We start from the raw sequence: 11,719 nt of genomic DNA, 5'->3' as shown, positions 1-11,719 counted from the left end.
TACCGCATTTGCGCTTGCCTTTTTATCAGCTTCGCTTATCAAGCCCCTTGTTCCGGTTTATTGAATCACATTCAGAATAGTGAGATGAACCCGATCGTTCGATAAGCGTCCTGGAGAGGGGAGTCGGATATGGCACGGCGAAAGATTCATGGTTCGGTAAAGGCTTGGCCGCAGCGCCTTTTGATCACGACGGCGCTGACCGCGTTCATCGCCGCACCGGGCCTTGCCCAGACCGTTCCCGCAAGCAGCGATTCGACCGGCGCGATCGAGGAGATCGTCGTCACCGCGTCGCGTACCGCGCAGGACGGCCTGCAGGCCCCGACGCCGACCCAGATCGTCGGCGCCAAGACGATCGAGCAGCAGGCCGCCACGACGGTGATGGAGGTCCTGAACCAGAACCCCGCCTTCAAGGCGACCCGCTCGCCGGGCGCCAACGCGACCAACACGTCCAGCCCGGCCCAGGCCACGGCCGACCTGCGCGCGCTGGGCGGCCAGCGCACCCTGGTGCTGGTCAACGCATCGCGCGTCGTTCCCTTCGCGCCCGCCAGCAACCTCGGCGTGCCGACGACGACCGACCTCAACCTCTTCCCCACCCTGATGATCGACCGGGTCGACGTGGTGACCGGCGGCGCTTCCGCCGTGTACGGCTCGGATGCCGTGTCGGGCGTCGTCAACATCATCATGAAGAAGAAATATGACGGCATAAACGTCACCGCGCAGACCGGCATTTCCGAGCAGGGCGACTATCGCACCATCCGGGGCGGCTTCATCGGCGGAACCAGCTTCAACGACGATCGCGGCCATGTCGTGATCAGCGCCGATTATTCGAAGAACAACGGCGTGCCCGACATCTATTCGCGCGACTGGGGTCGCGAGGAATGGATGATCGTCAGCAACGGCCAGCGCGCGGCCAACGGGCAGCCCGCCTTCATCCTCGCGCCGAACGTCCACAACAGCCTCGGCGCGGGCGGCGTCATCACCAGCTCCATCCCCGGGCTGACCAACATGACGTTCAACCCGGACGGCACGCTCCGGCCGTTCCAGCGCGGCGCGATCTCCGGCGGCTCGACGATGATCGGCGGCGAAGGCGAGTCGATCATCAAGGGAACGGCGCTGGTCCCGGACGTGAAGCGCTTCACCGCCTATGGCAGCCTCTATTACGACTTCTCGGACAATCTGACCGGCTATATCGAAGGTGGCTATTCGCGCTCGGTCGGCTTCCTCGACGGCGTGCCGATGCGGTTGCAGAACCAGACGATCCGCCGCGACAATGCCTTCCTGCCCGAAGCGGTGCGCGCGCAGATCCCCGCGACGATGACGAGTTTCAACATCAGCCGCATCGGCCACGACATCGGCATCAACCACTATCGCATCGTCAACGAGACGCCGCACGGCACCGTCGGTCTCGACGGCAAGCTCGGCGGTTCGTGGAAGTGGGACGCCCACGCCTCCTACGGCGTCAACTACTACTCGTCCTACACCACCGAGAATCCGGTTACCCAGAACCTCAACTTCGCGATCGACGCGGTACGCGATCCGGCGACCGGCAACATCGTCTGCCGCGCGGCGCTGCAGGGCAACCCAGCCGCCGCGGGCTGCGTCCCGCTGAACCTGTTCGGCGAAGGCAACACCACCCAGGCCGCCCGCGACTATATCTGGGGCGAAGGCCTGGCGAAGGTGAAGTACGATCAGGTCACCGCCGCGCTGAACATCGTCGGCGAGCCCTTCTCGACCTGGGCCGGACCGGTGGTGGTCGCCTTTGGGGGCGAATATCGCAGGGAGACGCAAAGGCTGACCGCCGACCCGATCGCCTCGGCGAACGGCTTCCTCACCGCCGGCAACGCGGTGCCCTATTCGGGCAAGTTCAACGTCAAGGAAGGCTATATCGAAGCCACCGTGCCGCTGCTCTCGGACGTCAGCTTCGCCCGCAAGCTCGATCTCAACGGCGCCTATCGCTACGCCGACTACAGCAGCGTCGGCGGCAAGCAGGCGTGGAAGCTCGGCGCGGTGTGGGAGCCGTTCGAGGGCTTCAACCTGCGCGTCGCGCGCTCGCGCGACATCCGCGCGCCAGCGATCAACGAACTGGCCAGCCCCGGCAGCAACGTGGCCAACAACGTCACGCTGCTCGTCGACGGCAAGACCAAGAACGCGGTGATCCCGCAGAACACCAGCGCGGGCAACCCCAACGTCGACGCGGAATATGCCGACACCTGGACCGCCGGCTTCGCCTATCGCGGCACAGGTGCGCTGCGCGGCTTCGGCGCATCGGCCGACTATTATAATATCAAGATCAAGAACGCGATCACCAACCTGTCGACGGTCAATATCGCGTCGCTGTGCGGACAGGGCGAAACCTATTTCTGCAACCTCTTCACCTATGGTCCCGATCCGGCCGCGCCCGGCGAGCGGATCCAGACCGGCCTGGTCGCGGGGTCGCTGAACGTCGGCGCCTTCGAACAGGAGGGCATCGACATGACGCTGAACTACACGACCAATGTCGGCTTCCTCGGCAACGGCGGCCGGTACAGCATCGCGGCGAGCGGCACCTACATCTTCCACGCCTATGTCGACTCCGGCACCGGCGCCGCGCCGATCGATCGCGCGGGTGAGAATGGCTGGTCCAATCTCGGATCGATCCCGACCTTCCGCGGCAATCTGTCGCAGACGATCGGCAACCGCGACTTCGAGCTGACCCTGCAGACGATCTTCATCAGCAAGGGCAAGCAGGACGTCACCTACAACACGCTGCCGACCAACACGATCAACGACAACAGCGTGCCGTCGGTCACCTATTTCAACCTGTACGGGAAGATCTTCGCGGGCCCGGAACGCGACTTCGAGTTCTTCTGGGCGATCAACAACCTGCTCGACAAGGACCCGCCGATGACGCCGTACGTCATCCTGAACGGTCCGGTGAACGGTCAATATTACGACAAGGTCGGCCGCAACTTCATGGTCGGCGTCCGCAAGAAGTTCTGACGGAGGGCACCGGGAAACCTCCGACCGTTCGACGGAAAAAGGGGGCGCCTCGCGAGGGGCGCCCCTTTTCTATTGCGCGGTCTGGGTTTGAGCCGTTCGATCTCGATCAGGCGCTGTTCGAGCTCGGGCGCCAGGAGGCGTTGGCCGGCGCGCAGTTCGCGCCACACCGCTTCGGCGCGGTCGAGCTGTCCGGCCTGGGCATAAGGGAGACCCATGAAGGGGCGCCTCGCGAGGGGCGCCCCCTTTTCTATTGGGCCGTCTGGGTCTTGAGCCGTTCGATCTCGATCAGGCGCTGTTCGAGCTCGGGGCGCCAGGAGGCGTTGGCCGGCGCGCGGTCGAGCAGTTCGCGCCACACCGCTTCGGCGCGGTCGAGCTGTCCGGCCTGGGCATAAGCGAGACCCATGAAGAAGGGCGGGCCCGGATGCTCGGGCGCGATCGCAGCAGCGCGCTGGAAGGCGAGCTCGGCGGCCGGGGACATCAATCCGCCGCCATGCACCACCATCGCATTGCCGAGCCCGACCCAGAGATCGGCACTGTTCGGCCGCTTCTCGAGCGCGCCCTTGATGATACCGACGGCGTAGAGGTTGAGCCCCTGGCGGTGGAAGGCATCGGCGGCGCTCAGCACATCCGCGTCGGATCCGACCTGCCCGAGCAGCTTGTCGCGTTCGAGCGCGAAGGCGCTGTCGGGCACCTTGGCTGTTTCGGGCGCCGGGGTGGGCTTGCCCGAAAGCCCGGGGCTACCCTGCCAGGCATAGCCGGCGACGGCGAGGAACAGCGCCGCCGCGACCAGCTCGATTCCGCCCTTGGGCAAGCGGCCGAAACGCCACAGCAATCCCGCGACGATCAGCGCGAAACCGACGAAGATCAACCAGCCGGTCATCAGCCCTTCCTCCGGCGCTTGAGGCGCCCACTCACGATCCAGAGGCCGAGGCCGAGGAACAGCACCGGCAGCACATAGAGCGGCCAGGTCAATCCATCGAGCGGCGGCTTGAAGCTCACCCAGTCGCCATAGCGTTCGATCAGCCAGGCGCGGATCGCCTCGGGCTTCTCGCCCGCCTCGATCCGGGTACGGATCAGCGCGCGCATGTCCCCCGCCATCTCGGCGTTCGAATCGGCGATCGACTGGCCCTGGCAGACGAGGCAGCGGATCGTCTCCATCAGCGCCTTGGCCTGCTTCTCCTGCCCGGGATCGGCGAGCTGCTCGTCGGCATATTTCGCCGCGGGCATCAGCGAGTCGGCGAGGACGGGGGTGGACATGGCGAGGGCAAGCGCAGCCAATGGCAGGAACCGCCTCATCGCGCGTCTCCCAGCGCCGCCATGATGCCCGGCACGTCCTCGGGATTGATCGCGCCGATATGCTGCCGGCGGATGATGCCCCGACCGTCGACGACGAAGGTCTCCGGCACGCCCGACGAGCCGAGAGCGATCTGGACGCTGCTGTTGGGATCGCCGCCGATCGCACGGAACGGATCGCCGTTGCGCTGGAGGAAGCGGGCGAGATCCTCCGGCCGGTCGCGGATCGCGATGCCGTAGAGCGGCACCCCGGCCTCGGCGAGCTGGCGCAGCTGCGGCGCCTCGGCGATGCACGGGACGCACCAGCTGGCGAAGACGTTGACGAGATGCGGCTGGCCGTTGGCCAGCTCGCCGCTGCTCAGCCCCGGCTTACCCGGCACCGCCGAGCCCAGCGTGAAGGCCGGCATCGGCTTGCCGACCAGCTTCGACGGGATGGTCTTGCTCTCGGGGCTGATCAGCCCGGCCGCGAACACGATCAGGAAGGCGAGGAACAGGCCGAGCGGCAGCCAGATGAGCAGCTTTCTCATATGAACTCCCGCGGCGGCGCGTGGCGCATCTCGCGCCGGACGCGGCCGAGCAGCGCCAGGAAGCCCCCGAGCGCGACCAGCACGCCGCCCGCCCAGATCAGGGTCACGAATGGCTTCCACCACAGGCGCAGCTGCCAGCGGCCCTGCTCGTCGGCGCGGCCGACGACGACATAGAGCTGCCCGTCGGCCACGGTGGTGATCGCGGCCTCGTTGGTCTCGGTCTGCGGCGAGGGGAAGTTGCGGGTCTGCGGATGGAGCGTGAAGGGCGTGCCGTCCCCGCGCCGCGCCGTGACGGTGCCCTCGATCGCGGTGTAATTGGGTCCGGCGACCGGCTCCACGTCGTCGAGCCGCACCGAATAGGGGCCGACCGTGTAGGGCTGGCCGATCGTGGCGGCGACCAGCGTCTCCTTGGTGAAGGCACTTTCGGCCGCCATGCCGGCCATGCTGACCGCGATGCCGAGATGCGCGACCACCATGCCCCAGATATAGAGCGGGGTGCGGCGCAGGTTGCGCCCCCAGAGCGGCGCGAGGCTGGCGAGTCCGACGCCGGCGGCGGCGACCAAGCCGAGCAGCGGCAGGATGCGGATGCCGGGCGCCAGCAGGATCACCAGCAGCAGCACCGCCGCCGCGACGAGCAGCGGTATCGCCAGCCGGGTCAAGGTCGCCTTCAGGTCGTCGCGGCGCCAGCGCATGATCGGGCCCGCCGCCATCACCGCGACGAGGATCAGCGCCAGCGGCCCGGCCGCGCTGTTGAAATAGGGCGGACCGACCGACAGCTTCTCGCCGGTGATCGACTCGGCGATCAGCGGATAGAGCGTGCCGACCAGGACGATGCCGAGGATCGCCGACAGCAGCAGATTGTTGATGACGAGCGATCCCTCGCGGCTGACCGCGTCGAAGCGCGACCCTTCGCGCACCGTCCCGACCCGCAGGCCGAACAGCGCGAGCGCCCCGCCGATGTAGATGGCGAGCAAGGCGAGGATGAAGGTGCCGCGCTCGGGATCGACCGCGAAGGCATGGACCGAGGTGAGGATGCCCGAACGGACCAGGAAGGTGCCGACCATCGACATCGAGAAGGCGACGACCGCCAGCATCACCGTCCAGGCGCGCAGGCCCTCGCGCGTTGCCAGCACCGTGACCGAATGGAGCAGCGCGGTGGCCGCCAGCCAGGGCATCAGCGAGGCGTTCTCGACCGGGTCCCAGAACCACCAGCCGCCCCAGCCCAGCTCATAATAGGCCCAGTAGCTGCCGGCGGTGATGCCGAGCGTCAGCAGGATCCAGGCGCCGAGCACCCAGGGGCGCATCGCCCGCGCGAAGGCGGTGCCGACGTCGCGGGTCACCAGGGCGCCGACCGCGAAGGAGAAGGCGACCGACAGGCCGACATAACCGAGATAGAGGGTCGGCGGATGGAAGGCGAGCCCCGGGTCCTGCAACAACGGGTTGAGCCCCTGGCCTTCGGCCGGGGCCGGATCGAGCCGGGCGAAGGGGTTCGAGGCGAACAGCAGGAAGGCGTAGAAGCCGAGCCCGATCGCCGCCTGCGCGGCGAGGGTGGCGATCAGCGTACGCTCGTCGAGCCGCCGCTCGAAGATCGCGACCGCGCCGCCCGCCACCGCGAGGATGGTGACCCACATCAGCATCGAGCCTTCGTGGTTCCCCCAGGTGCCGGCGAACTTGTAGAGCAGCGGCTTGGTCGAGGCGTCATTGGCTGCGACCAGCGCCACCGACAGGTCGACCGTGACGAACAGGTAGATCAGCGCCAGGAAGGCGAGCCCGGTGAGCCCCGCCTGGATGATCGCGACCGGCCGCACCGCCGCGAGCAGCTCGGTCCGCCGGCTCGCAACTCCCATCCAGCCCATCGCCAGCTGGAGCGCGGCCAGCGCCGCCGCCAGCCAGAGCGCGGCCAATCCTGCCTCGGCGATCACTTGGTCCCCTTTCGCTGGTCGCCGGTCGGCTGCCCCATTTTGGGCCCGTCCTCCCGCTCCAGGCTCTCCGTCTTGTGCATCTCGCCCGCCACCTGCGGCGGCATGTAGCGCTCGTCATGCTTGGCGAGGATGTTGGTCGCCAGGAAGCTGCCGTCGGGCTGGAAGCTGCCTTCCGCCACCACGCCCGAATCTTCCTTGAACAGGTCCGGCACGATTCCGGTGAAGCGCACCGGCACGGTGTCGACATTGTCGGTGACGACGAAGCGGATGGTGACGCCGTCGGGCTGCCGCTCGATCGAGCCCTTCTGCACCATCCCGCCCAGCCGCACCGCCCTGCCCGGCTCGACATGGTCGCGCTTCGCATCGGCCGGCGTGTAGAAATAGGCGGCCTGGTCCTTGAGCGCCGACATGGCGAGCAGCGCCGCGCCGACGATCGCGACGACCGCGAGCAACGCCAGGACCAGCCGCTGGTTCTTCGCCTTGATCGCCATCAGTCGCGCCTGCCGAGGGAGTCGGCGCGTCGCTCTGCACGGCGCATCCGCACGAAGCTGGCGACGAGCACCCCCGCCGTGCCGATGATGGTGATCGCATAGGCCGCGACGATGAAAGGCCAGTGGTTCATTCGGACGCCATTCGTTTGAGCCTTGCCTCGACCTTCGCCTCGGCCAGCATCGCCCGCATCCGCATCAGCACGATCGCCGCGAAGAGCAGGGTGAAGCCGAGCGTGGTGAGCGGCAGCGGCCACAAGATCGAGCCGTCGATCTTCGAACCGCCGAGGCCGATGCTCTGGCCCTGGTGGAGCGTGCGCCACCATTCGACCGAATAGTGGATGATCGGGATGTTCGCCGCGCCGACGACGCCGAAGATCGCCGAGACACGATCGTTGCTGCCGCGCTCGGCGCCGGCCGAGGACAGCGCGATATAGGCGATGTAGAGGAAAAAGAGGACGAGCATCGACGTCAGCCGTCCGTCCCATTCCCACCAGGTGCCCCAGGTCGGGCGCCCCCAGATCGAGCCGGTGAGCAGGCAGATCGCCGCGAACAGCGCCCCCGGCACCGCGATGGCGCGCGCCGCTACCGCCGCCAGCGGATGGCGCCAGATCAGCTGCATCAGGCTGGCGACCGCGATCCCGCTCCACCCCGCCATGCCGAGCCATGCGGCCGGGACATGGGCGTACATGATACGCACGCTTTCGCCCTGCAGATAGTCGGGCGGGGTCAGGAGCAGGCCCGAAACAAGCCCGACCGCGATCAGCACCAGGCCCGCCCAGCCCAGCCACGGGGTGAGCGGTCGCGCGATCGACAGGAAGCGGGCGGGGTTGGCGAAGATGTGCACGGCGGGTCGGGGAATAAGGGGTACCCGCGCCGTTCGCAATGGGCGCGATGGCGCTCGGTGACGATGGCGGGAAGATGGCTTGCGCGCCCGGCCGATCGGCCGCATGGCCTCCACCCGCCATGGTCGCTTCGCCGCCCCGCTCCTCGCATGCCCTGCAGGGCATATTGCTGCGCTGCGCCGCGATCTTCTTCTTCGCGCTGATGAGCGCCGCGATGAAGTGGGCGAGCGAGGAAGGCGCGGGCCTGGTCGAGCTGGTCTTCTTCCGATCGGCGGTGGGATTGCCGGTGACGCTGGCATGGCTCGCCATGGGGCCCGGCATCGGCGCGGTCCGCACCAAGAGGCCCGGCGCGCATCTCCTTCGATCGGCGATCGGCCTGTTCTCGCTGACGATGCTCTATCAGGGGCTGATGCTGCTGCCGATCGCCGACGCGGTGACGATCGGCTTCTCGTCGCCGGCCTTCGCGACGCTGCTGTCGGTGCTGATCCTCCACGAGAAGGTCGGCCCGCACCGTTGGGCGGCGGTCGCCATCGGCTTCCTGGGCGTGTTCGTCGTCGCCAGCCCGTCGGGCACCGACCTGCCGCTCGCGGGGATCGCCTATGCGCTGGCGGGCGCGGCGGCGTCGGCCGCCGCAACGGTCACCATCCGCGAGATGACGGGCATCGAGACCCACGGCTCGATCGTCTTCTGGTTCTTCCTGTCGGCCACGCTGGTCAGCGGCGTCGGCATGATCTTCCACGCCGCGCCCCACCCGCCGCTGACCTGGGCGCTGCTGGTGTTCGGCGGGGTGACCGGCGCGGCGGCGCAATTGCTGATGACCCGCGCCCTGCAGGTCGCGCCGGTCTCGGTCGTCGCTCCGTTCGATTATACCCAGATCGTCTGGGCGGCGCTGCTCGGCTGGCTGATCTGGTCGACCCTGCCCGGGCTGAACACCGCTCTCGGCGCGGCGCTGATCGTCGCCAGCGGCCTCACCACCGCGTGGCGCGAGCATCGCCTGCACAAGGATGCGGTCGCGGCGACGCCCCCGATCGAATAGAGCGATCGAATAGAGCGATCGAGGAGGGCGCCGCCGCGACGGCGGCCTCAGCCCCGGCCGATCAGCCGCATCGCCATGCGATCGGCGACGACCGCCGCGGGCACGCCGGTGGCGGCGCTCTCGGCCCAGATCTGCTCGAGCCGCTCGGGAATCTTCGTCACCCGCGCCTCGACCTCGGCGCGGTCGCCCTGGCCGAGATATTCGAGCGCGACGTTGATGATGCCGCCGGCGTTGATCACATAGTCGGGCGCATAGAGGATGCCGCGCGCATGGATGCGGTCGGCGTCCGCCGGCGTGGCCAGCTGGTTGTTGGCCCCGCCCGCCACGACGCCGACCTGCAGCGCCGCGATCGAGCGCTCGTCGAGGACCGCGCCGAGCGCGCAGGGGCTCAGCACGTCGGCGGCGACCGTCATGATCTCGCTCGATGCGACCGCCGTCGCACCCAGCTCGTCGGCCAGCGCCCTGGCGCGGCGCGCGTCGACATCGGCGAGGGTCAGCTTCACGCCGTCCCTGGCGAGCAGGCGGGCAAGCCCGCCGCCGACGCTGCCGACGCCCTGGACCGCGACATGGACGCCGGCCGGGTCGGCCTTGCCGAGCGCGCGGGCGATCGCCGCGCGGACGCCCAGATAGACCCCCTTGGCGGTGGTCGGTCCCGGATCGCCGCCCGCGCTGCCCGCCGCCACCGGCAGCCCCGACACATGGCGCGTCTCCTTCGAGATCGCGACCATGTCGGCGTCGCTCATGCCGACATCCTCGGCGGTGATGTAGCGGCCGCCGAGCGAATCGACGGCGCGGCCGAAGGCGGCCAGCAGCTCGGGCGTCTTGGTCCGCAGCGAATCGGCCAGGACGACCGCCTTGCCGCCGCCCATCGGCAGGCCCGCCATCGCATTCTTGAAGCTCATGCCGCGCGACAGGCGCAACGCGTCGGTGATCGCCTCGGCCGGATCCGCATAATGCCAGAAGCGCGTGCCGCCCGCACCCGGCCCGAGATGCGTCGAATGAAGCGCGATCACCGCCGTGAGGCCGGAGGCGGCGTCGCGGAACAGGTGGACGCCTTCATGGTCGTCGAAATCGGGGTAGGTCCAGGGAGCGGTCATATCGCCTCGCGCAATTTGATTACACGAATGCGCAATAATATTATTCTACGGCGAATGCCAGCCCGGAATCGCAGGGTAAGGAAAAGGGGCGATCGACGGGGATTAACCCGTGACTTCCGGTACCACAATGCAGCGGCTTATACCGAGCCGAATTGTTTTTCTAGGTTTTTCTAGCTCCATTATACCGCCTGATCGGCCGTTATCGATTCAAATAACGGCTTCTCTGTTCACCCTGAACCGAGGAGCACCGGTTTGGCTTTTGCCTAAGCCCCAACTAGACCCTTGATCCAATCGGAGGCGTAAACGCCGACGACAAAAATTATCAAGCCCGTAATAATGTTGATCCCAAAGGCGATCAGGCGCTCCCTTCTTGCAGACCGCCCTAGTGCCAACTCAAGCGATTTGGAAACTGCATCTGCTTGGGCTTGCGTCATTTTCGACAACTCGGAAATTCGCTCATATTCCTTTCGCAAAATTAGAAGCTTTTGCTCCCGTTCTCTTAGGACAACGCCGAGATCATCCACCAAGTTCGATGATCTCGATAGAGCGTCGAAGGCATCTCTGATTTCCCTATCCAGATCCCTCTCTGATTTTCCGACTGATCTAATCAGGTCGTACATTTCAGGCGCTGGAATAAGGGGAAGCGCTCGAAGTGCCACCCGAAGCAGAGCATCGCCCGTCGACTTATTTAACCTCAACGTCCACCCCCTGTGTTAGCCTAGGCATCCTTGAAACGCACTCAGTTGGGTAGCAATGTCGCTGTCACCCGATGCGCCTTCGCTTTCTCGTCAATGAGATCGAACCTCACCCTCAACGGCTTGTTTTTCCGCCCAAGATTGCGGCCGATGATCGCATCAATATTGCAGTCGGCGGATTGTCCCGAAAACAGATACCCCTTGCTGTCATATGTGTGACCGCCAATCTGTGTCGGAGCTTGAAACATAATCGAAAGAACCTGAGCTTCCGTTATGAACATGGGTCGCCGTATCGAGACTTTGACGATCCGAGCGAATTTCGTCCCTGCGTTATGGACGGATAATCGGAGATGAATTTGCGTTGTGGCGGAGCCGTCAGGTTTTTTTGTGGCGGCCCAGAATGAAAAGTTGCGGCGCTCATCGCACACCATCGTGAGTACGGAGCCCTGTCGCCCTTTCCAGCGATCAATCGCCGCCCGGCATATAATCGCAACCAATTGGCCAATCGTGAAGGCGATCGCAAATACAGTCACGACGCCGAAGAAAGGCCAGGCTCTTGCTGCTTCTACCGGTAAGCCGTGAACGGTTGGGCCGTATAGGATGAACAGACATGCGCTAGCGACGGAGCCGGTCAGCCACAGAGGAACGTTTCGCAGGACATCCAGTAGCTTCGCAAGAAATTCCATAACTGCCCCCAAGCGAACGGGGACGTTATCCATCGGACTGATCAAAGAGTCGATGCGGGGCTAACCACATGGGCTCATCCCGAGCCGCTCAAGTGACCCATCGGACCAAGACTGCGAGCATTTGAACTGGGGAGCGCCGGTGACGCACGCT

Annotated in this window: 12 protein-coding genes; 2 read left to right on the top strand and 10 right to left on the bottom strand. The window is 66.3% G+C overall.

The window, feature by feature from the left end; genetic code table 11:
* The first annotated feature begins 129 nt into the window (after window positions 1–129).
* A complete protein-coding gene (locus ASE22_RS21115; RefSeq protein ID WP_082545547.1) occupies window positions 130–2,979 on the top strand; it encodes a TonB-dependent receptor plug domain-containing protein in 2,850 nt (949 codons plus the stop codon).
* Between the two features lie 247 nt (window positions 2,980–3,226).
* On the opposite strand, the gene ASE22_RS21110 is transcribed toward ASE22_RS21115, so the two are convergent.
* The 7 genes from ASE22_RS21110 to ccmC are packed head-to-tail and all read right to left on the bottom strand — an operon-like array spanning window position 3,227 to window position 8,056.
* Window positions 3,227–3,859 (bottom strand): hypothetical protein, encoded by a 633-nt coding sequence (locus ASE22_RS21110; protein ID WP_056364316.1) that lies wholly within the window; start codon window positions 3,857–3,859, stop codon window positions 3,227–3,229.
* Window positions 3,859–4,236 carry a cytochrome c-type biogenesis protein gene (locus tag ASE22_RS21105; RefSeq protein WP_414894370.1) on the bottom strand — a complete coding sequence of 126 codons (378 nt, stop codon included), beginning with the start codon at window positions 4,234–4,236 and terminating at the stop codon, window positions 3,859–3,861. Before ASE22_RS21105 ends, ASE22_RS21110 begins: the two co-directional genes overlap by 1 nt.
* Window positions 4,237–4,271: 35 nt before the next feature.
* Window positions 4,272–4,799 carry a DsbE family thiol:disulfide interchange protein gene (locus ASE22_RS21100; protein ID WP_056364312.1) on the bottom strand — a complete coding sequence of 176 codons (528 nt, stop codon included), beginning with the start codon at window positions 4,797–4,799 and terminating at the stop codon, window positions 4,272–4,274.
* Entirely contained in the window at window positions 4,796–6,721 is a 1,926-nt protein-coding gene (locus tag ASE22_RS21095) for a heme lyase CcmF/NrfE family subunit (protein WP_056364310.1), read from the bottom strand. The genes ASE22_RS21100 and ASE22_RS21095 overlap by 4 nt, the downstream gene beginning before the upstream one ends.
* Window positions 6,718–7,206, bottom strand: coding sequence for a cytochrome c maturation protein CcmE (gene ccmE, locus ASE22_RS21090; RefSeq protein WP_056364674.1), 489 nt, complete (start codon window positions 7,204–7,206; stop codon window positions 6,718–6,720). The genes ASE22_RS21095 and ccmE overlap by 4 nt, the downstream gene beginning before the upstream one ends.
* A 5-nt stretch (window positions 7,207–7,211) precedes the next feature.
* Window positions 7,212–7,343: a heme exporter protein CcmD gene (locus ASE22_RS26945; protein WP_156397256.1), complete on the bottom strand. Its 132-nt coding sequence runs from the start codon at window positions 7,341–7,343 to the stop codon at window positions 7,212–7,214.
* On the bottom strand, window positions 7,340–8,056 hold the full coding sequence (ccmC, locus tag ASE22_RS21085) for a heme ABC transporter permease CcmC (protein WP_056364307.1): 717 nt from the start codon (window positions 8,054–8,056) through the stop codon (window positions 7,340–7,342). The genes ASE22_RS26945 and ccmC overlap by 4 nt, the downstream gene beginning before the upstream one ends.
* Window positions 8,057–8,175: 119 nt before the next feature.
* On the opposite strand from ccmC, the gene ASE22_RS21080 reads away from it, so the two are divergent.
* Complete coding sequence (locus tag ASE22_RS21080; protein ID WP_056364672.1) at window positions 8,176–9,090, top strand: DMT family transporter; 915 nt, start codon at window positions 8,176–8,178, stop codon at window positions 9,088–9,090.
* Between the two features lie 47 nt (window positions 9,091–9,137).
* Here ASE22_RS21080 and ASE22_RS21075 read toward each other — a convergent pair whose 3' ends face one another.
* From ASE22_RS21075 to ASE22_RS26940, 3 genes are all read right to left on the bottom strand, one after another.
* A complete protein-coding gene (locus tag ASE22_RS21075; RefSeq protein ID WP_056364305.1) occupies window positions 9,138–10,187 on the bottom strand; it encodes a Glu/Leu/Phe/Val family dehydrogenase in 1,050 nt (349 codons plus the stop codon).
* A 263-nt stretch (window positions 10,188–10,450) separates the two neighbouring features.
* Window positions 10,451–10,711: a hypothetical protein gene (locus ASE22_RS21070; RefSeq protein WP_156397257.1), complete on the bottom strand. Its 261-nt coding sequence runs from the start codon at window positions 10,709–10,711 to the stop codon at window positions 10,451–10,453.
* A 215-nt stretch (window positions 10,712–10,926) separates the two neighbouring features.
* On the bottom strand, window positions 10,927–11,568 hold the full coding sequence (locus ASE22_RS26940) for a hypothetical protein (protein WP_156407255.1): 642 nt from the start codon (window positions 11,566–11,568) through the stop codon (window positions 10,927–10,929).
* Window positions 11,569–11,719 lie beyond the last annotated feature (151 nt).

This window comes from Sphingomonas sp. Root720, assembly GCF_001428605.1.
Lineage (GTDB): Bacteria > Pseudomonadota > Alphaproteobacteria > Sphingomonadales > Sphingomonadaceae > Rhizorhabdus.
This window is presented reverse-complemented; position numbering and strand designations above follow the sequence as displayed.